Raw genomic sequence first — 22,462 nt, 5'->3', positions numbered from 1 at the left:
GATCGGAGGAAGCTAATCCTGAGTGCAGTTAATCACTGCCGCTTATCCTGCGTTACAGGGTTAAAGGTGACGGGCGCATGAATGCCCGTAATCAGGGTGGTACCGCGAGACAGCTCTCGTCCCTGTGTAAACGTTGGTTTGCATAGGGGGAGGGCTTTTTTGCTGTCACTGAAGAGAATTTCGATTTTTATAGAGGAGGAAATACAATGAAACACTTAACTTCTGCGGAAGTGCGTCAAATGTTTTTGGATTTCTTTAAAGAAAAAGGACATGCGGTAGAGCCAAGCGCGTCATTAGTGCCTCATGAGGATCCTTCACTGCTTTGGATAAACAGCGGTGTTGCGACGCTGAAAAAATATTTTGACGGCCGTGTCGTGCCGGAAAATCCAAGAATCGTAAACGCTCAAAAAGCGATCAGAACAAACGATATAGAAAATGTAGGTAAAACTGCGCGCCATCACACTTTCTTTGAAATGCTCGGAAACTTTTCCATCGGCGATTATTTCAAAGAAGAAGCCATTACATGGGCTTGGGAGTTTTTAACGAGCGACAAGTGGATTGGCTTTGACAAAGAGCTTCTCTCTGTTACGGTTCATCCTGAAGATGAAGAGGCATATGAGTTTTGGGCGAAAAAAATCGGTATTCCTGAAGAAAGAATTATCCGTCTGGAAGGGAACTTCTGGGATATCGGTGAAGGGCCGAGCGGACCGAATACGGAGATCTTTTACGACCGCGGTGAAGCATACGGTAATGATCCGGAAGATCCGGAGCTTTACCCAGGCGGGGAAAACGACCGTTACCTGGAAGTATGGAACCTTGTGTTCTCAGAGTTCAACCATAACCCTGACGGCACGTACACACCGCTTCCAAAGAAAAACATTGATACTGGCATGGGTCTTGAAAGAATGGTATCTGTCATCCAGAATGTTCCGACAAACTTTGACACCGATTTGTTTATTCCGATCATTAAAGCAACAGAATCGATTTCTGGTGAAACATATGGCAAAGACAATGTGAAAGACACTGCGTTTAAAGTGATTGCTGACCATATCAGAACGGTTGCCTTTGCTGTCAGTGACGGTGCGCTGCCGTCAAATGAAGGCCGCGGCTATGTATTAAGACGCTTATTACGCCGTGCCGTGCGTTATGCCAAAACGATCAACATCCATCGTCCGTTCATGTTTGATTTAGTGCCGGTTGTCGCAGAAATCATGGCTGATTTCTATCCTGAAGTGAAAGAGAAAGCGGATTTCATCGCAAAAGTCATTAAAACCGAGGAAGAACGCTTCCATGAGACCCTTAATGAAGGGCTTGCGATCCTGTCAGAAATGATCAAAAAAGAAAAAGACAAGGGCAGCAGCGTTATCTCAGGTGCTGATGTGTTTAAACTGTATGATACGTATGGATTCCCGGTTGAATTGACTGAAGAATACGCAGAAGACGAGAACATGACGGTTGACCATGAGGGCTTTGAGGAGGAAATGAACCAGCAGCGTGAACGGGCAAGAAACGCCCGCCAGGATGTCGGCAGCATGCAGGTGCAGGGCGGCGCACTGCGCGACGTGACAGTTGAAAGCACATTTGTCGGCTACTCTCAAACCAAAGCTGATGCCAATATCATTGTGCTTCTTCAGGACGGCCAATTAATCGAAGAGGCTCATGAAGGAGAAAGCGTTCAAATCATTCTTGATGAAACACCGTTCTATGCAGAAAGCGGCGGCCAAATCGGCGACAAAGGCTATCTCCGAAGCGAGCAGGCAGTTGTAAGAATTAAAGATGTTCAAAAAGCGCCGAACGGCCAGCATGTGCATGAAGGTGTTGTGGAGAGCGGTACTGTTCAAAAAGGCCTGCATGTTACGGCTGAAGTTGAAGACCATATGAGAAGCGGCGTCATTAAAAACCACACGGCAACGCATTTATTGCATCAGGCTCTAAAAGACGTTCTTGGAACTCATGTCAATCAGGCAGGCTCTCTTGTAACGGAAAACCGTCTTCGTTTTGACTTCTCGCACTTTGGCCAAGTGACAAAAGAAGAGCTCGAACAAATTGAAAGAATCGTAAACGAAAAGATCTGGGCGAGCATCCCGGTCAGCATTGATTTGAAACCGATCGCTGAAGCAAAAGAAATGGGTGCGATGGCACTGTTCGGCGAAAAATATGGCGATATTGTCCGTGTCGTTCAAGTTGGAGATTACAGCTTAGAGCTGTGCGGCGGCTGCCATGTCAGAAATACAGCAGAAATCGGCTTGTTTAAAATCGTTTCTGAATCTGGAATCGGAGCGGGCACAAGACGGATTGAAGCTGTAACGGGACAAGGCGCTTACGTCGAAATGAACAGCCAGATTTCTGTATTGAAGCAGACTGCTGACGAGCTGAAAACAAATATCAAAGAAGTGCCGAAACGGGTCGCGGCTCTGCAGGCTGAACTGAAGGAAGCACAAAGAGAAAATGAATCTCTTCTTGCAAAACTAGGCAACGTGGAAGCAGGAGCAATCCTGTCGAAAGTAAAAGAAGTTGACGGCGTAAACGTGCTTGCGGAAAAAGTAAATGCAAAGGACATGAATCATCTCCGCACTATGGTCGATGAACTCAAAGCAAAGCTTGGCTCTGCGGTGATCGTGCTTGGTGCGGTACAAAACGATAAAGTTAATATCTCTGCCGGAGTCACAAAGGACCTCATTGAGAAAGGCCTTCACGCCGGCAAGCTGGTTAAACAAGCTGCGGAAGTTTGCGGCGGAGGCGGCGGAGGCCGTCCGGACATGGCGCAGGCAGGCGGTAAACAGCCGGAAAAATTAGAAGAAGCTTTGGCTTCTGTAGAAGATTGGGTGAAATCCGTTTTATAATTCGCCCATGTAGTGTAGAATGATGGTAAGATTAGGACCCCAGGCTGAACTTTGCCTGCGAATTTGGGAAAGAGGTGCAAAACGGTGAGCTCGTTTGATAAAACGATGAAATTTAATTTCTCCGATGATTCTGCTGAGACTAACGTAAATGAGGTGCTGATTACAGTGTATGACGCGCTTCAGGAAAAGGGCTACAATCCAATCAACCAGATTGTCGGATACTTGCTGTCAGGTGATCCCGCTTATATTCCTAGGCATCGTGACGCTCGCAATTTAATTCGCAAACTTGAAAGAGACGAATTAATCGAGGAATTGGTAAAGTCTTATTTAGAACAGCATAAAGAGGCGTAAATAAAGAATGAGAATATTAGGACTCGATTTAGGAACCAAAACACTCGGTGTAGCTCTGAGCGATGAAATGGGCTGGACTGCTCAAGGCATTGAGACCATAAAGATAAATGAAGCAGAAGGCGATTATGGTTTATCCCGTTTATCTGAACTGGTAAAGGACTATACTATAGATAAAATCGTGCTCGGCTTTCCTAAGAACATGAACGGAACAGTCGGCCCGAGAGGCGAAGCCAGCCAAACATTTGCGAAAGTGCTTGAAACAACGTACAATGTTCCTGTTGTGCTGTGGGACGAGCGTCTTACCACAATGGCGGCTGAAAAAATGCTGATTGCAGCTGACGTCAGCAGGCAAAAACGAAAAAAAGTCATTGATAAAATGGCGGCTGTTATGATTTTACAAGGATATCTTGACAGCTTAAATTAAAGCCAGAGGTGAAGAAAATGGAACACGGCGAAAAAAATATTACAATTGTTGACGATCAAGGAAATGAACAGCTTTGTGAAGTGCTGTTTACATTTGAAAACGAAGAGTTTGGCAAGTCTTATGTCTTGTACTATCCAATCGAATCAAAAGATGACGAAGAAGTAGAAATTCTTGCTTCCAGCTTCACGCCAAACGAAGACGGTGAAAACGGTGAGCTATTCCCGATTGAAACTGACGAAGAATGGGATATGATCGAAGAGACACTAAACACATTCTTAGCGGACGAAGACGAAGAGTAAAACATCGCGCCAAACCAAAGCCGGAGCTATACTGCTCCGGCTTTTTCTGCTTTATGCAGGCCTCTTTTTGTAATAAATTGCCGAAATACAATGAATCATGTAGTATAAGAGCTGATGGGAGGAGACCTAATGTATATCAATCAGCAAAAAAAATCGTTTTTTAATAAAAAAAGAATCATACTGTCTTCCATTGTTGTGCTGTTTCTCATCATTGGCGGGGCATTTTTATATGGGAAATCATTGCTTGAACCTGTTGAAAAAGACAGTAAAACGACAGTTAATATTAACATTCCGAGCGGATCGTCTGTTTCAGCCATCGCATCGATATTAAAGAAAAATGATGTCATAAAAAGCGAGAAGGCGTTTCAGTACTATGTGAAATATAAAGGTGCTTCCGGGTTTCAGGCCGGATTCTACCATCTGAATAAAGGTATGGATTTAGATGCCATTATTCAGAAGCTGACAAGCGGGGCTACAGGCTACGCTTTTCAAATCACAGTGACTGAGGGAGCACAGCTGACCCAAATCGCGGCTGCTATTGCTGATGAAACAAAATACTCTAAAAAACAAGTCATAGCGAAGCTGGACGATGAAACATTTATCAATCAGCTGAAGAAAGAATTCCCGGACACTGTGACAAATGATGTTTTCAATAAAAACATTAAGCACCCGCTTGAAGGGTACCTATTCCCGGCTACATACCCTTTTAACGATCCGGACACATCACTTGAAGACATTATCAAGGCAATGATTAAGCAGACAAATTCTTATGTGGAAACATATAAATCAGAAATGAAGAAAAACAAACTTTCTGTGCATAAGCTGCTGACGATGGCTTCTTTGATAGAAGAAGAAGCGACTGAAAAAGCCGACCGCCATAAAATTGCGAGCGTCTTTTATAACCGCCTGAAAAAGAAAATGCCTCTCCAAACAGATCCGACCGTGCTGTACGCGGCAGGCAAGCATAAAGATCGGGTTCTTTATAAGGATCTGGAAATCGATTCACCATACAATACGTATAAAAACACAGGGCTGACGCCAGGGCCGATTGCCAATGCCGGCATGTCGTCATGGGAAGCGGCGCTGCATCCGGATAAAACGGACTATCTGTATTTCTTGGCCAAATCAAATGGTGAGGTCGTATTTACAAAAACGCTAAAAGAGCATAATAAAGCAAAAGAAAAATACATTTCCTCAAAAAATGAGAAATAAAAGGAGAGCAAAAAGCTCTCCTTTTGTTCGCTTTCCGCAAGGTTTTATGATAAAATATATCGGGTTGTTTACCGATGTATCATGATGTATTCAGAGAGTGTCCTGTGCATAAGACTGGGGCACTCCTTTTTAGAACGGGAGGCTGTTTGTAGTGACTGACCGGTATGAACAAATAAATGACTATATAGAAGCATTATTAAAGCCTCGGCCGGATAACGTGAAGAAGCTTGAAGCATATGCAGAAGAACATCATGTCCCGATCATGGAAAAAGCGGGCATGGAGGTGCTGCTTCAAATTTTGTCTGTGAAACAGCCGAAAAAAATACTAGAAATCGGAACGGCCATTGGTTATTCAGCCATTCGAATGGCGCTGGAGCTGCCGTCTGCTGAAATATATACAATTGAACGCAATGAGAAACGGCATGAAGAAGCGGTAAACAATATCAAGGAATTTCAGCTTGGTGACCGGATTCATGTTTTTTACGGAGATGCGCTTGAATTAGCCGACGCCGTTCATGTAACCGCGCCTTACGATGTTATTTTTATTGACGCTGCAAAAGGTCAGTATCAAAACTTTTTTCATTTATATGAACCGATGCTTTCACCGGACGGGGTGATTTTAACGGACAACGTGCTGTTTAAGGGTCTGGTGGCAGAGGATTACAGCAAAATAGAACCGAAGAGAAGGCGCAGGCTTGTAACAAAAATTGATGAATATAATCATTGGCTGATGAATCATCCGGATTATCAAACTGCGATTATTCCTGTCGGGGACGGACTTGCGATTAGTAAAAAGAAGAGGTGAACGTCATGAAAAAACCAGAGCTCTTAGTGACGCCGACGAGCACAGCGGACATTTTGCCGCTCATACAGGCGGGGGCAACTGCGTTTTTAGTTGGGGAACAGAGATACGGCTTGAGATTAGCCGGAGAATTTTCTCGTGAAGATGTAACAAAAGCCGTAGAGATTGCTCACAAAGAAGGAGCAAAAGTATACGTTGCTGTAAATGCAATTTTCCATAACGATAAAGTGGGTGAGCTTGGCGAATATCTGGCTTTCTTAGCAGAAGCCGGTGTCGATGCAGCGGTATTCGGCGATCCTGCCGTGCTGATGGCTGCCCGTGAATCTGCGCCTGCTCTGAAGCTTCATTGGAGCACAGAAACGACAGGCACCAACTATTATACATGCAACTACTGGGGACGCAAGGGTGCGGCGCGTTCTGTGCTTGCCAGAGAATTAAACATGGACAGCATTGTTGAGATTAAAGAAAATGCGGAAGTCGAAATTGAAATCCAGGTGCATGGAATGACGTGCATGTTCCAATCGAAGCGTTCTTTGATTGGAAACTATTTTGAATATCAGGGCAAAGTCATGGACATTGAAAGAAAGAAAAAAGAATCAGGCATGTTTTTACACGATAAAGAACGTGATAATAAATATCCGATTTTCGAAGATGAAAACGGCACTCACATCATGAGCCCGAACGATGTGTGCATCATTGATGAGCTCGAGGAATTGATAGATGCCGGAATTGATTCTTTCAAAATCGATGGTGTTTTGAAAACGCCTGAATACCTAATAGAAGTCACCAAAATGTACAGAGAAGCAATTGATTTGTGCGTGGAAAACCGTGACGAATACGAAGCGAAAAAAGAAGACTGGATCGAACGCATTGAAAGCATCCAGCCAGTAAACAGAAAAATTGATACCGGATTCTTCTTCAAGGAAACGGTTTATTAATCAAAAGGAGGTTAAGCTATGACTGCCGTAAATGATAAAATATCCACAATCGTTAATGGAAAGCGTGTGATTACGAAAAAGCCGGAGCTTCTCGCACCTGCGGGTAATCTTGAAAAGCTGAAAATCGCTGTTCATTACGGAGCGGACGCGGTCTTTATCGGGGGACAGGAATACGGGCTTCGCTCGAATGCCGATAACTTTACGATCGAAGAAATTGCAGAAGGCGTTGAATTCGCAAAGAAATATGGCGCGAAGATCTACGTAACAACGAATATTTTCGCTCATAATGAAAACATGGACGGGCTTGAAGACTATTTAAAAGCGCTTGGAGACGCCAACGTTGCCGGTATTATTGTGGCAGATCCGCTTATTATTGAAACATGCCGCAGAGTGGCGCCGAATGTTGAGGTTCACTTGAGCACACAGCAGTCTCTTTCAAACTGGAAGGCTGTCCAGTTCTGGAAGGAAGAAGGTCTCGACCGCGTCGTGCTGGCACGTGAAACTAGCGCTCTTGAAATCAGAGAAATGAAAGAAAAGGTAGATATCGAAATCGAATCCTTCATTCACGGCGCAATGTGTATTGCATATTCCGGCCGCTGCGTGCTGAGCAATCACATGACAGCGCGGGATTCCAATCGCGGAGGCTGCTGCCAGTCATGCCGCTGGGATTATGATCTCTACCAAACAGACGGTGCCAACGCCGTTGCTTTGTATGGTGAAGAAGATGCACCATTTGCGATGAGCCCGAAAGATTTGAAGCTGATTGAATCCATTCCGAAAATGATTGAAATGGGGATCGACAGCTTAAAGATTGAAGGCCGCATGAAATCCATTCACTATGTAGCAACTGTTGTCAGCGTATACCGCAAAGTAATCGATGCTTATTGCGCTGATCCAGAAAACTTTGTGATTCAAAAAGAATGGCTTGAAGAGCTTGATAAGTGCGCCAACAGGGACACTGCGACAGCTTTCTTTGAAGGAACGCCAGGCTATGAAGAGCAAATGTTCGGCGAACACGCCAAGAAAACGACATATGATTTTGTCGGCTTAGTGCTGAATTATGATGAAGATACACAAATGGTCACGCTTCAGCAGCGCAATTTCTTCAAAAAAGGCGACGAAGTGGAATTTTTCGGTCCAGAAATCGAAAACTTTACACATACGATTGAAACCATTTGGGACGAAGACGGAAATGAGCTAGATGCTGCCCGCCATCCCCTGCAAATTGTCAAATTCAAACTAGACAAAAAGATTTATCCGAGCAACATGATGAGAAAGGGGAAGTAACAGCCCATGGGTAAGAATCCAGTAGTCATTGGAATCGCAGGAGGTTCCGGTTCAGGAAAAACGAGTGTCACACGGTCCATTTATGAACAATTTAAAGGACACTCGATTTTAATGATCCAGCAGGACCTTTATTATAAAGACCAAAGCCATCTTCCGTTTGAAGAAAGGCTGAACACAAACTATGATCATCCGCTTGCGTTTGATAATGACTATTTAATCGAGCATATTCAGGATCTATTGAATTACCGCCCGATTGAAAAGCCGATTTATGACTATAAGCTTCACACACGTTCAGAAGAAACGGTTCACGTAGAGCCAAAGGATGTTATTATCCTTGAAGGCATTCTTGTTCTTGAAGACAAAAGGCTTCGTGATCTGATGGATATCAAGCTTTATGTTGATACGGACGCTGACTTGCGTATCATCAGACGGATTATGAGAGATATTAATGAGCGCGGACGCTCTATTGATTCTGTCATTGAACAATATGTGTCAGTGGTCCGTCCGATGCATAACCAATTCGTCGAGCCGACGAAACGATACGCTGATATTATTATCCCGGAAGGCGGTCAGAATCACGTCGCAATTGATCTGATGGTCACAAAAATTCAAACCATTCTTGAACAAAACGCGATTTTGTAATACCATAGCATAGACATAAATAACTCTGACCATATTATGTATAGGCAGGAAGGGAATGTGCGAATTCCCTTCTTTCCCTGTTTATAAACGCGAAATATTTGCAGAACGACACGATTCAGTTTAAGATAAACAGTACCTATATGGGAGAGAAGAACGAGGACTGCCCTGTGTTCTCATTCTTGTATTTTTTAGTTTATGCTCTCATACATAATCGAAGATGTTGAGGGACAACCAGAAGGAGTGAAGGGACATGGCACAAGAGAAAGTTTTTCCTATGACTGCAGAAGGAAAACAAAAACTTGAACAAGAATTAGAATATTTGAAAACGGTTAAACGAAAAGAAGTAGTAGAGCGAATCAAAATTGCGAGAAGCTTCGGAGACCTTTCCGAGAACTCTGAATACGATTCAGCGAAAGAAGAGCAGGCATTTGTAGAGGGCCGCGTGACGACTCTTGAAAATATGATTCGCAATGCGAAAATCATTGAAGATGACGGCGGCTCTAACGTTGTCGGTTTGGGTAAAACCGTCACTTTCGTCGAACTGCCTGACGGTGATGAAGAATCATATACGATCGTCGGAAGCGCGGAAGCTGACCCGTTTGAAGGGAAAATCTCAAACGATTCACCGATCGCAAAAAGCCTCTTGGGCAAAAAAGTAGATGAAGAAGTCACAGTACAAACACCGGGCGGAGAAATGCTCGTGAAAATTGTGAAAATTTCATAATATCTGTTTAGCAGCGAAACACCTCGTCCACAATGTGGGTGAGGTGTTTTTTTATGAAGATATCGAAACGAATGAAGCTGGCAGTCATCGCTTTTTTGATTGTATTTTTTCTGCTTCTGCTGAGGCTTGCAGAAATCCAGCTGTTTTTCACAGAATCATTTTCTAAAAAGAAAATTAATTTGATTCAAGAAAGTGTGAAACAGCGGACGGAGGAAGTGCTTATTTCAGATGGAAGAGGCTCTTTTTTAGATCGAAACGGGCGGGCGCTGACAGGACAAAGCGAGCCTGCGGTTGTTTTGTTCCCTTTTCTGCTGACGCAGGATTGGCCGATCAAAAAAGTTGCGGACATCCTCGGCATGTCAGAAGATGATTTGCGCGAGACACTAGGTAAGGCAAAAAAACCGGTCATTTTGCAGCAAAAGAAAATCAAAACACTTTCAAAACAATCTATCACAAAAATCAATTCTTTGAAATATCCCGGCATTTACGGCGTATATATGGAGAATGAAGACAAGCCCAGCCTTGCTTCACATACGATAGGGAGCACGAACCAAGATCCGGCGCTGCTTCGCAAGAAATATCCTGACAAGGAGAGCCTTCCGATTACAACAGAAATCGGAACAACCGGTTTAGAACGGACATTTGACGAGTTTTTGCTTCCGGAACAAGACACAAAGCTTTTATATCATGTGGACGGAAAAGGAAACCCTTTGTTTGGCATGGACGTCAAATATACAGCTGAAGCCAATACATTTTATCCGCTCCAGGTCAAAACAACGATCGATCAAAGCATTCAAAAAGCGATGGAGGAGGTATTGGATGAACAGGGGCTGAAAAAGGGAGGAGCTGTGCTGCTGGACATCGAAAATAGCAGTGTTCTGGGGATTGTAAGCAAACCAGATGCAGATGTGTCCCGGCAAAACACACTTCAAAATTATATGCTGACGCCAATCTATCCCGGATCAGTTTTTAAAACAGTCATTGCCGCAGCTGCAATCGAAAATAATATGGTGAAGCCTAGTCAAACCTTTAATTGCAATTTAAACCTGTACGGGGAACCGGGGGACGACAAAGGCACCTTGTCTTTTGATGAAAGTTTTGCCCAAAGCTGTAATTACACATTTACGAGTCTTGCAGAACAATTAATGAAGAAAGACAGCTCGGTTATTGAAGATATGTCCGAGAAGCTGGCTCTCACTGATCGGGCAGGCTGGGAGGGAAAACTGTACCACGAAACCGATTTCCGCCAGCTGTATAACGAAAAAAGCGGCGTGATTTGGGGGGATGAAAAAGACAAATCAGTCAAAAAAGCCATTGCGCAAACAGCAATCGGGCAGAAAAACGTAAAGGTAACGCCGCTGGAGGTAGCCAATATGATGGCGACAATCGCCCGCGGCGGAGAAAAACGGCAGGTGAAAATTGCCGAACAAATTGAGTATAAGAACGGCACAACGCTCGTTACGTTTAAAGATCAGAAGCTCAAAGGGGAAACGATAGACAAATATACATCACAGCAGCTTCAAAAAATACTGCGGCGGGTGGTAGAATCTCCTTCCGGAACGGGCAGAAGGTTTCAAGATCTTCCGTATACTGTAGCAGGGAAGTCGGGCACAGCCCAAACAGGCAAGCTTTCAAAAGAGAAGGAAACGCTCTATGAAAAATGGTTTGCCGGATATTTTCCCGCGGATAAGCCGAAATACGCTCTGGTTGTTTTACACATGGATACACCGGGAGATAAGGCTCTGACAAATTCGGTGTTTTATGATATTGTTAAAAAAGTACACGAAATTGAAATCAATCAGAAATAGAACAACTTCTCAGCACATGTTAAAATATATGCTGAGCCAAGAGGGATAAAGGAGTGCAGAATTATTGAGCAATAATCAATCTCGTTATGAAAATCGTGATAAACGCAGAAAAGCCAATTTAGTGCTTAACATTTTAATCGCAATCGTATCCATACTAATTGTCGTAGTAGCAGCGAATCTCTTCATTAACAGTCCTTCTAGCAAAGATGTCAGCAAGGATTCTGAAACGGCGCAAAAACAGGAATCTCCGGCTTCAGGAAAGACGGAAAAGAAATCGGATGAAGATATAAAAGACAGCAAGAAAGATACATCTGACAGCGAAAAGGATTCTGAGAAGTCTTCTGACTCTGATTCCAAAAAAGATGATTCTTCTTCTAAAAAAGATGACTCTGATTCAGATTCAAGCTCAGATTCAGCCGGTGACGGGCTTAAAGATGCAAAAGTAACAGAAGGCGGCTCATCGAGCGATGTGGAAAAAACGTATGAAAATCCTGACTGGAAAGCAGTCGGAACTGAGCAGACTGGCGAGCATGCCGCTACTTATGATTCAAGCTCACAAGACTGGGCTGAGATGCTGAAAGCCATTTCATACGCAACTGGTGTCTCAACAGATAACATGACGGTGCTCTGGCTTGGAAATAACGGCAGCCCTCAGGATGCTAAAGGCAAGATTTTGGACAAGGCGACTGGGAATAAATATCAAGTGACGATTACATGGGTCGATGAAAAAGGCTGGAAGCCGACAAAAGTAGAAAAGCTAAAATAAACAAAAGCAGCCGGGTTACAACCGGCTGCTTTTGTTTTAGGCTTCAGCTGCGAAATGAACCACCGCGCTGTACAATATTCTTCCTTCTGCCACAGCAGTTTGGTGTGAAACAGATTTCACCCGGAGCATGATGGCTTTATTGTTTTCAATTTGTGTATTGATTTTCTTTTCAAGCTCCTGCAATGAAGCCGCTTCAAAAAATTCCACTTTGTCTTTAATCAGATCTAATTGAAAATTCATATCTTGACCCTCCAGCTTTCACAAGTCATATGAAGTATAAGCTTTTTTGCGGTCAATGCGCAATATGAGATGGCATAAAATACACAAAGTGTTTTAGTACCTGCTTTTCAGAAGATGTGGTATTATAGGAACTGTTCCATCATTAATTCATAGTATGCTTATAGGAATTATTAAATATGGAGTGTGACAAATATGGGACGTGAATTTATCCCTCTCTTTGAAGATTGGGCAGCAACTTATGACCAAACAGTACAAGGTTTAGATATTCAGTATAAAGAAGCGTTCAGAGGCTACGATCATATCCTTGATGCCATCGTCAGAAAATCTGGAACGCATGTGTTAGAATTTGGCCCTGGGACCGGGAATTTGACGGCTAAGCTCCTCGATGCAGGCAAAACTGTATTTGGAATCGAACCTTCTCCAGCAATGCGTAAACTGGCTTCTGACAAGCTTTCAGGCAGGTCGGAAATCGTTGATGGAGACTTCCTGACATTCCCTGAGCCGCCATTTCAGGCTGATACAATTGTCAGTTCATATGCTTTTCATCATTTGACTGACGAAGAAAAGCGGGCTGCCATAAAGCAATATGGCAAATACCTTCACTTGCATGATAAAATAGTGTTTGCCGATACCGTCTTTGAAGATGCGCAAGCGTATCAAAAGGCTATCGATAAAGCCCGTTCTCAAGGCTTTTATCAGCTTGCAAATGATTTAGAGACAGAGCATTATCCTACATTGGATGCGTTGAAAGAAATGTTTACAGCTGAAGGTTTTGCAGTCCGATTCACTCAGCAAAACGACTTCGTGTGGATAATGGAGGCGATCAAACGGTAAAGTGAAGGGAATGTGAATAGATGAGACTAGCAGTCATCGGAGCAATGGAAGAGGAAGTTACCATCTTAAGAAACAAACTTGAAAATGCAAAAACAGAAACGATCGCACACTGTGAATTTACAACAGGCGAATATGAAGGAACTGAAGTGATTCTTTTAAAATCAGGAATTGGAAAAGTAAATGCTGCTATCAGCACGACGCTTCTGCTTGACCGTTACAAGCCTGATTATGTTATTAACACAGGCTCAGCCGGCGGATTTCATCATACATTGAATGTAGGAGATGTCGTCATTTCCACTGACGTTCGCCACCATGATGTAGACGTAACGGCTTTTGACTATGAATACGGCCAAGTGCCGGGTCTTCCGGCTGCTTATGCGGCGGATGAAAAGCTGATCAGCATCACTGAAGAAGCGGTATCTGAACTCGACGGCATTCAGGTTGCAAAAGGAACGATTGCAACAGGCGATTCTTTCATGAACGATCCGAAGCGGGTTGAAGAGGTGCGTGCGAGATTTTCTGATCTGTACGCGGTTGAAATGGAGGCTGCGGCAGTGGCTCAAGTGTGCCATCAATTTAAAACGCCGTTTGTCGTCATCAGAGCGTTATCTGATATCGCAGGAAAAGAATCACATGTTTCATTTGACCAATTTTTAGAGCAGGCGGCTGTCCATTCAACAGAGCTTGTGTTAAAGGTGATCAAACGAATTCATTAAAACGGGGAGAATGTTCTCCTCCGTTTTTTCTAAAAACACCCTCTAATAAGGAGGAGGACATATATGACAGTGATTACGGACATTACCGAGCTGATTGGGAATACACCGCTTCTCCGCTTGAAGAACTTTGATGTTCCCGAAGGAGTCGCGGTGTATGCCAAGCTTGAAATGATGAATCCAGGGGGAAGCATCAAAGACAGACTGGGAGATATGCTGATTCGTGACGCGCTCGATTCAGGCAAGGTGAAACCCGGCGGAGTGATTATAGAAGCTACGGCAGGCAATACAGGGATCGGCCTTGCGCTGAGTGCCAGAAAATATGGGCTGAAAGCGATTTTCTGTGTCCCTGAACATTTCAGCAGAGAGAAACAGCAAATTATGCAAGCGCTTGGCGCATCAATCATTCATACACCGCGTCAAGACGGAATGCAGGGCGCCATTCAAAAAGCCATTCAGCTGGAGTCTGAAATTGAAAATTCTTATTGCGTTTTGCAATTTAAAAACCGAGTAAATCCATCGACTTACTATAAGACGCTTGGGCCTGAAATGTGGGAAGCGCTTGATGGGAATATTCATACATTTGTCGCAGGGGCAGGATCAGGGGGCACGTTCGCAGGAACAGCTTCCTTCTTAAAAGAAAAAAATCCAGCAGTCAAAACGGTGATTGTTGAACCGGAGGGCTCGATTTTAAACGGAGGGGAGCCTCACGCTCATAAAACAGAGGGCATCGGCATGGAGTTTATCCCCGATTATATGGATAAGAGCCATTTTGACGAGATCTACACCGTAACAGATGAGAATGCGTTTAGACTTGTGAAAGAAGCGGCAGAAAAAGAAGGCCTGCTGATCGGAAGCTCTTCAGGTGCAGCGCTTTATGCGGCATTGGAGGAAGCGAAAAAAGCATCCGCTGGAACTAACATTGTCACAGTATTTCCTGACAGCAGCGATCGATATATCAGCAAACAAATATACGAAGGAGGCATCTGATATGAAGAAAAAAACATTGATGATACATGGCGGAATCACAGGTGATGAGAAAACAGGCGCAGTTTCCGTGCCCATTTATCAAGTAAGCACGTACAAGCAGCCGAAAGCAGGACAGCATACAGGCTACGAGTATTCAAGAACGGCCAATCCGACTCGAACCGCTCTCGAAGCACTTGTGACAGAACTGGAAGGCGGGGAAGCAGGTTATGCGTTCAGTTCAGGAATGGCTGCCATTACAGCGGTTATGATGCTGTTTAACAGCGGAGATCATGTCGTGTTGACTGATGATGTGTACGGCGGAACATACCGCGTGATGACAAAGGTGCTTAACCGTCTTGGCATTGAATCAACATTTGTTGATACGAGCAGCAGGGAAGAAGTTGAAAAAGCGATTCGCCCTAATACAAAAGCCATTTATATTGAGACACCGACAAACCCGTTGCTCAAAATCACCGACTTGACGCTCATGGCTGATATCGCAAAAGAAGCGGGTGTTCTGCTTATCGTAGACAACACCTTCAACACTCCTTATTTTCAACAGCCGCTTACTTTAGGCGCTGATATCGTACTTCACAGTGCGACAAAATATCTTGGCGGACACAGTGATGTCGTCGGAGGTTTAGTTGTGACAGCTTCGAAAGAGCTTGGAGAAGAGCTGCATTTTGTGCAAAACTCCACAGGCGGCGTGCTTGGCCCTCAAGATTCCTGGCTGTTAATGAGAGGAATCAAAACGTTGGGACTCAGAATGGAAGCGATCGATCAAAATGCGCGGAAAATCGCAAGCTTTCTTGAGAATCACCCTGCTGTCCAAACGTTATATTACCCTGGTTCTTCAAATCATCCCGGACATGAGCTTGCAAAAACGCAAGGATCTGGCTTCGGCGGCATGATCTCCTTTGATATTGGCAGTGAAGAACGGGTTGATGCGTTTTTAGGAAAACTGAAACTGTTTACCATTGCTGAAAGCCTGGGGGCGGTTGAAAGCTTAATTTCTGTTCCTGCAAGAATGACACATGCCTCTATTCCGAGAGAACGCCGGCTTGAGCTCGGCATTACGGACGGCTTGATCAGAATTTCTGTAGGAATTGAAGATGCGGAAGACTTGTTGGAAGATATCGGCCAAGCGCTTGAAAATATATAACAAATGGATAGAATTACTTTCTCTGTAAGCCGCCGGATTATATTATAATAGTCGTATACTATGAATCTGGCAGGTGATTCTTTTGAACAAAAATAGAATGAAATCTTTAAAAGAAGATTACAAGCATTTTGCTTTTACATTGCTTGCAGTCAGCACTTTTTTATATATAGGCGCAGTTCTCCCTGATCAAGGCTTAACATTAGGCCAGAAATCGACTATGTTTTTAGCGGATTGCGTATTTTTAGCCGGTGCCTTCTTTTGCGCTGACCGTTCACTTATTTACAAGAAGCGTTTGGAAGAAGCCGACGAATAAAAAAACAGCCATCATCAAGAGATGGCTGTTTTTTGTTATTTTTCTCGAAGTTCTTTTCCCATGCCTTTTAAAAACTGAAGACCGAAGCCGACGGCTCTGTTGATGTCAGGATCGTTCATTGCTTTTAACAGGTCGAGAATCCCGACTTTCTTGTCTTCTTTTAAAAAGCTTTGTGCCTGTTCAGTCCCAGCCATTACGCTTTCTAAAAGCTTTGCTGTAAACTCAGGATCGGCTTTTGTCAATGCGCCTCCGGCGGCCATCATCGTGTTGATGAGGTTGGTGACAGGCTCGCGGGAAACTTGGCCAAGCGCAATCTTGGCAATGTCTTCCTTCGCTCTGAGCATGCTTGTTGCCGCGTCAAAAATTCCAAGATCATTGAGTTCATTCATTAATGTCATCGTTTTAGAGACGGCGTCCTCATTTTCCGCCAGCAGCTCTTTCAGTTCTTCTATTTTTTCAAGCTTAATTTGCTCAGCTGTTTTTGTTTCTTTTTTGATCGTCGTAATCGGAGTGGCCATTCGTTTTCCTCCTATCGTTTAATCAGTCAGATGGACATAGCCAGGACGGTTCCATTTTCTTTCTGCTTCGACTCCGTTTTGCGGATGCCGTTTTTTGTTGCGCGGATTTGTTTTTGGAAGCGGCGCTGTTTCACAGCCGCCAAGCACTTCCATGCGGACTTTTGTCTGTTTATAAGCAGGCGTGTTCGTCCGTTTATCAGCTGCAGGGCCCGTCAAGAAGTTAATCGCTGACTCCTTGTCTGTCGAGTTCATTGGCAGATAGAGTTCATTTTTCCGTACCCGGTCTGTGATCAGCGCGTTCAATTTGACTGCTCCGAACGGAGAAACGAGCCGTACAAGCGAACCGTCACAAACACCTCGCTCTTGTGCAAGCTCAGGTGAGATCTCAACGAATACATTCGGCACTTTCGCTTGGATGCCTTTCGATTTATTTGTCATGTTTCCTTCGTGGAAATGCTCCAGCATACGGCCGTTATTGATATGAAGGTCATATTCCTCCGGAAATGCCGCTGGCTCGGTCCAATCAGAAAGGGCAAAGCGGGCTTTTTTGTCAGGGAAATTAAATCCGTCTTCATACAGAAGCGGTGTGCTTTCACCTGTGAAGCTGCCCCATAGGAAGCTGTTCCAGCCTTCAAGCACCTCATAGCTTGCTTTGGCAAACAGAGGAGAAAGGCTCGCCATTTCAGAGAAAATGTCACTTGGATGGCTGTAATTCCAATTCGCTCCTAAACGGTTTGCCACCTCTTGAATAATCCACCAGTCCGGTTTTGCGTCACCAAGCGTCGGAAGCGCCTGATACAATCGCTGGACACGGCGTTCTGTGTTGGTAAATGTTCCGTCTTTTTCAAGTGAAGGAGTGGCCGGCAAGACGACATCAGCATATTGAGCTGTTCTTGACAGGAAGATGTCCTGTACCACGAAGAAATCAAGGCTTGATAAAATATCATGCACATGGTTCGCGTTTGAATCGACCAGTGCCATATCCTCACCGACAAGATACATAGCTTTCATTTTTCCTTCTTCAATGGCATGAAGCATTTGAATATTATCTAAACCAGGCTTTCCATCAATCTCGACACCATATGCCTCTTCAAATTTAGCGCGGGCTTTGTCATCTGTAATATGCTGATATCCCGGCAGCCAGCCTGGCAATGTTCCCATATCACATGCGCCTTGCACGTTATTGTGTCCGCGCAGAGGATAAGCGCCGGCACCTGGACGGCGATAGTTGCCCGTAGCGAGAAGCAGGTTTGAAATGGCTGCTGATGTATCAGAACCGCCTGTATTTTGTGTGACACCCATTCCCCAAAGGACACAAGTGCCGTCAGCATCACGAATCATTTCTGCAATTTGAATGATGTTTTCTTTTGAAAGGCCAGTGATGCGTTCTGCATAATCAAGCGTATACGTTTTAAGGGTTTCTTTATAATCTTCAAAGTAATTGACGTTCTCATCAATAAACGCCTGATCGTGCCAGCCTTGGTCGATCATATATTTCGTAACAGCCATCAGCCAAACTTGGTCTGTGCCTTGTTTAGGGCTGATGAACAGATCAGATCGCTCAGCCATCTCATTTTTACGCAGGTCGGCAACAATCAGTTTTTGACCGTGGAGCTTGTGTGCCCGTTTGACGCGTGTTGCGAGCACTGGGTGTCCTTCCGCCGGATTGGCACCGACAATGATGACGAGACCGGCTTTGGCAATATCTTTAATCGTGCCGGCGTCACCGCCCATGCCGACAGTGCGGAACAATCCGTCTGTAGCAGGAGACTGGCAATAGCGTGAGCAGTTATCGACGTTATTTGTTTCAAATACCTGACGCGCTAGCTTTTGAATGACGTAGTTTTCTTCATTCGTAATTTTAGAAGAAGAAATAAACCCGACAGAGCCTTTACCGTACTGCTCTTTAATTGATCCTAATCTGCTTGCGACAAGATCGAGGGCCTCTTCCCAAGAAGATTCCACAAAGGCTCCGTTTTTACGGATTAAAGGCTTTGTGATCCGCTCTTTTGAATTGACAAAATCCCAGCCGAATTTCCCTTTGACACATGTGGAAATCGCGTTAACCGGAGCATCAGAAACAGGCTGGATCTTTAAAATATCCCGTCCTTTTGTCCATACTTCAAATGAACACCCGACACCGCAGAACGTACATACAGTTTTCGTTTTTTTCGTTCTCGTTTCACGCATTGCCGCTTCGACTTCAGAAATGGCAAAAATGCTGCTATACCCCGGTTCAACATTTTTCACGAGATCAATCATCGGTTCCATGACGTCCTCTTTAATGCCTGTCATAAAGCCAGCCTGCCCGAGCATTGATTTTTCCATCAGTGCATTACATGGACATACTGTTACACACTGACCGCAGCTGACACAGGAAGATTCATTGATCGGAACTCCCTCATCCCAAATGACGCGAGGGCGTTCGCGTTCCCAGTCGATTGAGAGTGTTTCATTTACCTGAAGGTTTTGACAGACCTCAACACACTGGCCGCAGGCAATACATTGGTTTGGATCATAGCGGTAAAAAGGATGAGACATATCAACCGCGCAAGAAGGATCTTCTTTTGGCGTGTATGGGTATTTTTGATGCTCGATCCCCATCATTTCCGCTGTATTATGCAGCGTACAGTTTCCATTGTTGTTATCGCAAACTGTACAATACAGCAAATGATTTTCAAGAAGGCGGTCCATCGCTTCGGTTTGCGCTTCTTTCACTCGATTTCCTGATAGATCAATAGACATCCCGTTTTCTGCAACCGTCGCGCATGAACGAACCAGCTTGCCGTTTGCCTCTACTATGCAAGTATCACAAGTTTGAATCGGGTCAACCTCTGGTACGTGGCAAATCTGCGGGTACTCAATTCCGTTTTCATTTAAAATATCTAAAATTGTGGCCCCTGCTCGTGCTTGAATTTCTGTTCCGTCTACACGGACACTGATCGACTTAACGTCCATCATATTCATATTCCCCTCCATCTTTCTTTCAAGAAGTCAAAAAAAGCCATGTATAGATACACCTGCCCTTAATTCTAAGAAGGTGTAAACACACATGGCGGAATAGTTCACTAGCAAGTCTTACTAACAGACCAATCCTTGATTTTTATAAAACGATAGACTCATAACAAGATCCTATTACAAATCCATCAACACTGCTTTTATTATAATGTGATATTTATTATAATACAATATGGCAGGAAAATTTTAACCAAGTGAAATGTCCTGAGGGGAACCGGGAAAAGCCTTTATAAGGCAATATCGGAAGGGGTAATCAGCATGTCTAAAAAAATTCATGAATTCAATGATATCATTCGAAAACTTCGCAAAGAATTGTTCGGAAAAGGGCCTGAGAGAATTCATACTGTATTTGTAGAAAACATGGCAGTTTCAACACTATACGGAAATCTGAGTGCAAGCGAGCAGTTTATCGCCCGCACGCCTGAAGGAAGAGAGATGGTACATGCGGCCCGGACAAGCCTAATTCAAGACCTTTATTCCAAACAAACACCGGAAGGAATGGAGGAACTCATGGGAGCTAAGCTAGTCCATTTGTTTTCTGATATTAAAATTGAGGAAAACATCGCTGTATCTGTATTTGTTTTTGACCGAAAAATAGATGAGCAAAAAGAAGCTCTGCAAAGCTAGTATATTTGTTATTGACACAAATTTGTCACATTTGATATGATGTTGCTACAGTTATAGAAGGCTAAAGCAATGGAATGTATGCATGATCTGTATATATTCTCTTTCAATATCTTACATACTGCTTGATATTGTTGTATGGGTATGCATACAAGTTAGGCAGCATTCAAACGCCTGGTTTGACACAGGTTATTTGAGTGCTGCCTTTTTTATTGCCTTTCTTGCATAACTGTGAGAAAAGAAGAAGTAATGGAGGCGTTTAATTATGGCTTTTCGAAAACCGGATGAAATAGCGGAAGCAGCAATTGAAGCAGGGATGAAAAAAATAAAGCTCCCGCTGCCGTCACTGCTTGTGCTGGGGTTTTTAGGCGGTGCATTTATCGCGCTTGGGTATTTGCTTGATATCAGGGTAATCGGCGATCTTCCGAAAGAATGGGGGAGCCTGTCCAGTTTAATTGGTGCAGCAGTATTTCCAGTCGGCCTGATCCTTGTCGTACTCGCTGGCGCCGAACTGATCACAGGCAATATGATGTCAGTTGCGATGGCGTTATTTTCGAGAAAAATATCAGTAAAAGAGTTGGCGATTAACTGGGGAATCGTCACAATTATGAACTTAATCGGCGCATTGTTTGTTGCGTACTTTTTCGGGCATTTGGTTGGATTGACTGAAACAGGTCCCTATTTAGAAAAAACGATTGCCGTTGCCCAAGGAAAGCTTGATATGAGCTTTGGCAAGGTTCTCATTTCCGGCATCGGCTGTAACTGGCTTGTATGTCTTGCAGTGTGGCTTTCTTTCGGCGCCCAAGACGCAGCAGGAAAAATCCTTGGCATCTGGTTCCCAATCATGGCTTTTGTGGCTATCGGATTTCAGCACGTTGTCGCCAACATGTTTGTGATTCCTGCTGCCATTTTTGCAGGCTCATTCACGTGGGGGCAGTTCATCGGAAACATCATTCCGGCTTTTATCGGTAATGTCATCGGCGGAGCTGTATTTGTCGGTCTCATTTATTTTATTGCATATCATAAGAAAGACCGCTCCAGAAAAGAAATGAAGCAGGTGTCATGACCAACGGGCAAATCCATTCGATGATTTGCACAATTTCCGTCCATTTTTAGAAAAAGATGTTTACAAAATGGAATTTGGTGGATATACTTACAAAGTAAGAAAAAAGCAAAGGAGGCTGAACCAAAATGACAATGAGACAACAACGTCAACCTGTACGTGATACACATGTAAAAGTTCATAGTTTATTCAGCCTGTGGAAGAGTTCGTGTCCTTCCTTAACCGATGCTTATCGCACGCATTAAATTCGGAATAGTCGGACATACGCAACTCCCCGCAGGCAGTAGAGGCATTGGTGTCTTCTTTTGTCTGCGGTTTTTATTTGCCCGCGGCAGAAGGGGTGTGCCGCGGGTTATTTCGCTTGATGCGGACTTTGAAAGGGGGTGAGCGATATGACGATTAACCTATTCTTTTTAACGTTAACGATAAAAAAAAGGTTTAAAAGCCTGGAAGAATTCGAACGAGAACAGCAGATTGAGCAGATTTATGATGAAATGAAAGAGTCTCAGTTAAAGCATCTTTATTTAACAAACTGGCGCTAAAAGCAACGAAAAAAACTGAAGGGGGAATGGCATATGCTTAGAATGGAATTATTGATGCATTATACAATGGAGAAGGACCAAGTTTAGCGAAACAGCTGTCAAGAAAATGCCTGCCTGCATACAATAAATCAACGTTACTGTGAGGCAGGTGATGGCATGATGAACGATTATCAAAAAAGGCTGCCGTCGATTGGCCATGGTTATGCGTCCATGCCGCATTCCTTCAAACATGGTTATGGAAATCCATTCCGACAGCAGAGGCTGATGGCAATGCAGCAGCAAAGGCTGTTTGCATTCCCTTATCATTGGCATTAGAAAGAGGGCAGAAAACATTTTGTTTTCTGCTTTTTTTGCGGAAAAAAATGAAAAA

General features: G+C 43.9%; 24 protein-coding genes. 21 read left to right on the top strand and 3 right to left on the bottom strand.

What is annotated here, in order from left to right; translation table 11 throughout:
- Window positions 1–206 precede the first annotated feature (206 nt).
- From alaS to ACZ07B_RS04870, 12 genes are all read left to right on the top strand, one after another.
- On the top strand, window positions 207–2,843 hold the full coding sequence (gene alaS / locus ACZ07B_RS04925) for an alanine--tRNA ligase (protein WP_464876972.1): 2,637 nt from the start codon (window positions 207–209) through the stop codon (window positions 2,841–2,843).
- Between the two features lie 84 nt (window positions 2,844–2,927).
- Window positions 2,928–3,194 carry an IreB family regulatory phosphoprotein gene (locus ACZ07B_RS04920; protein WP_003225903.1) on the top strand — a complete coding sequence of 89 codons (267 nt, stop codon included), beginning with the start codon at window positions 2,928–2,930 and terminating at the stop codon, window positions 3,192–3,194.
- A gap of 7 nt (window positions 3,195–3,201) precedes the next feature.
- Window positions 3,202–3,618, top strand: a complete 417-nt coding sequence (gene ruvX, locus ACZ07B_RS04915) for a Holliday junction resolvase RuvX (RefSeq protein WP_464876971.1) — start codon at window positions 3,202–3,204, stop codon at window positions 3,616–3,618.
- A gap of 17 nt (window positions 3,619–3,635) precedes the next feature.
- Window positions 3,636–3,917 (top strand): DUF1292 domain-containing protein, encoded by a 282-nt coding sequence (locus tag ACZ07B_RS04910; RefSeq protein ID WP_003246199.1) that lies wholly within the window; start codon window positions 3,636–3,638, stop codon window positions 3,915–3,917.
- Between the two features lie 129 nt (window positions 3,918–4,046).
- Window positions 4,047–5,129 (top strand): endolytic transglycosylase MltG, encoded by a 1,083-nt coding sequence (gene mltG, locus ACZ07B_RS04905; RefSeq protein ID WP_014477501.1) that lies wholly within the window; start codon window positions 4,047–4,049, stop codon window positions 5,127–5,129.
- Between the two features lie 151 nt (window positions 5,130–5,280).
- Window positions 5,281–5,934 carry an O-methyltransferase gene (locus tag ACZ07B_RS04900; RefSeq protein ID WP_128738075.1) on the top strand — a complete coding sequence of 218 codons (654 nt, stop codon included), beginning with the start codon at window positions 5,281–5,283 and terminating at the stop codon, window positions 5,932–5,934.
- A 5-nt stretch (window positions 5,935–5,939) separates the two neighbouring features.
- The gene (locus tag ACZ07B_RS04895) at window positions 5,940–6,869 is read left to right on the top strand and encodes a peptidase U32 family protein (RefSeq protein ID WP_014480415.1); all 930 of its coding nucleotides are present in this window, start codon (window positions 5,940–5,942) and stop codon (window positions 6,867–6,869) included.
- Between the two features lie 18 nt (window positions 6,870–6,887).
- Complete coding sequence (locus ACZ07B_RS04890; protein WP_003229802.1) at window positions 6,888–8,156, top strand: peptidase U32 family protein; 1,269 nt, start codon at window positions 6,888–6,890, stop codon at window positions 8,154–8,156.
- Window positions 8,157–8,162: 6 nt separating this feature from the next.
- Entirely contained in the window at window positions 8,163–8,798 is a 636-nt protein-coding gene (gene udk / locus ACZ07B_RS04885) for a uridine kinase (RefSeq protein WP_003225916.1), read from the top strand.
- Between the two features lie 250 nt (window positions 8,799–9,048).
- Window positions 9,049–9,522, top strand: a complete 474-nt coding sequence (gene greA, locus ACZ07B_RS04880) for a transcription elongation factor GreA (protein ID WP_004399078.1) — start codon at window positions 9,049–9,051, stop codon at window positions 9,520–9,522.
- Window positions 9,523–9,575: 53 nt separating this feature from the next.
- Complete coding sequence (locus ACZ07B_RS04875) at window positions 9,576–11,330, top strand: peptidoglycan D,D-transpeptidase FtsI family protein (protein WP_464876970.1); 1,755 nt, start codon at window positions 9,576–9,578, stop codon at window positions 11,328–11,330.
- Between the two features lie 64 nt (window positions 11,331–11,394).
- Entirely contained in the window at window positions 11,395–12,096 is a 702-nt protein-coding gene (locus tag ACZ07B_RS04870; protein WP_003246156.1) for a YrrS family protein, read from the top strand.
- A 36-nt stretch (window positions 12,097–12,132) separates the two neighbouring features.
- On the opposite strand, the gene ACZ07B_RS04865 is transcribed toward ACZ07B_RS04870, so the two are convergent.
- The gene (locus ACZ07B_RS04865; protein WP_014477495.1) at window positions 12,133–12,336 is read right to left on the bottom strand and encodes a YrzA family protein; all 204 of its coding nucleotides are present in this window, start codon (window positions 12,334–12,336) and stop codon (window positions 12,133–12,135) included.
- Window positions 12,337–12,528: 192 nt separating this feature from the next.
- Here ACZ07B_RS04865 and ACZ07B_RS04860 point away from each other — a divergent pair, with 192 nt between their 5' ends.
- From ACZ07B_RS04860 to ACZ07B_RS04840, 5 genes are all read left to right on the top strand, one after another.
- Window positions 12,529–13,170 (top strand): class I SAM-dependent DNA methyltransferase, encoded by a 642-nt coding sequence (locus ACZ07B_RS04860; protein ID WP_213385713.1) that lies wholly within the window; start codon window positions 12,529–12,531, stop codon window positions 13,168–13,170.
- A 20-nt stretch (window positions 13,171–13,190) separates the two neighbouring features.
- Window positions 13,191–13,886, top strand: coding sequence for a 5'-methylthioadenosine/S-adenosylhomocysteine nucleosidase (gene mtnN / locus ACZ07B_RS04855; RefSeq protein ID WP_009967881.1), 696 nt, complete (start codon window positions 13,191–13,193; stop codon window positions 13,884–13,886).
- A gap of 63 nt (window positions 13,887–13,949) precedes the next feature.
- The gene (locus tag ACZ07B_RS04850; protein ID WP_042976679.1) at window positions 13,950–14,873 is read left to right on the top strand and encodes an O-acetylserine dependent cystathionine beta-synthase; all 924 of its coding nucleotides are present in this window, start codon (window positions 13,950–13,952) and stop codon (window positions 14,871–14,873) included.
- A gap of 1 nt (window position 14,874) precedes the next feature.
- A complete protein-coding gene (locus tag ACZ07B_RS04845) occupies window positions 14,875–16,014 on the top strand; it encodes a bifunctional cystathionine gamma-lyase/homocysteine desulfhydrase (protein ID WP_042976677.1) in 1,140 nt (379 codons plus the stop codon).
- 82 nt (window positions 16,015–16,096) lie between these two features.
- Window positions 16,097–16,327 carry a YrhC family protein gene (locus tag ACZ07B_RS04840; protein WP_003237358.1) on the top strand — a complete coding sequence of 77 codons (231 nt, stop codon included), beginning with the start codon at window positions 16,097–16,099 and terminating at the stop codon, window positions 16,325–16,327.
- 35 nt (window positions 16,328–16,362) lie between these two features.
- On the opposite strand, the gene ACZ07B_RS04835 is transcribed toward ACZ07B_RS04840, so the two are convergent.
- Entirely contained in the window at window positions 16,363–16,845 is a 483-nt protein-coding gene (locus ACZ07B_RS04835) for a helical membrane plugin domain-containing protein (protein ID WP_014477490.1), read from the bottom strand.
- 18 nt (window positions 16,846–16,863) lie between these two features.
- Complete coding sequence (gene fdhF / locus ACZ07B_RS04830) at window positions 16,864–19,806, bottom strand: formate dehydrogenase subunit alpha (RefSeq protein WP_464877040.1); 2,943 nt, start codon at window positions 19,804–19,806, stop codon at window positions 16,864–16,866.
- 315 nt (window positions 19,807–20,121) lie between these two features.
- Between fdhF and ACZ07B_RS04825 the strand changes: the two genes are divergently transcribed.
- From ACZ07B_RS04825 to ACZ07B_RS04810, 4 genes are all read left to right on the top strand, one after another.
- On the top strand, window positions 20,122–20,490 hold the full coding sequence (locus ACZ07B_RS04825; protein WP_004398508.1) for a Na-translocating system protein MpsC family protein: 369 nt from the start codon (window positions 20,122–20,124) through the stop codon (window positions 20,488–20,490).
- A gap of 262 nt (window positions 20,491–20,752) precedes the next feature.
- The gene (locus ACZ07B_RS04820; RefSeq protein ID WP_024572080.1) at window positions 20,753–21,553 is read left to right on the top strand and encodes a formate/nitrite transporter family protein; all 801 of its coding nucleotides are present in this window, start codon (window positions 20,753–20,755) and stop codon (window positions 21,551–21,553) included.
- Between the two features lie 389 nt (window positions 21,554–21,942).
- On the top strand, window positions 21,943–22,092 hold the full coding sequence (locus ACZ07B_RS04815; protein WP_004399102.1) for a YrzI family small protein: 150 nt from the start codon (window positions 21,943–21,945) through the stop codon (window positions 22,090–22,092).
- A 156-nt stretch (window positions 22,093–22,248) separates the two neighbouring features.
- The gene (locus ACZ07B_RS04810) at window positions 22,249–22,407 is read left to right on the top strand and encodes a hypothetical protein (protein ID WP_014477487.1); all 159 of its coding nucleotides are present in this window, start codon (window positions 22,249–22,251) and stop codon (window positions 22,405–22,407) included.
- Window positions 22,408–22,462: the final 55 nt, after the last annotated feature.

It is taken from the genome of Bacillus sp. 9.4 (genome assembly GCF_055486415.1).
Note: the sequence above shows the minus strand (reverse complement) of the source record. Positions and strands in the feature narration are given on the sequence as shown.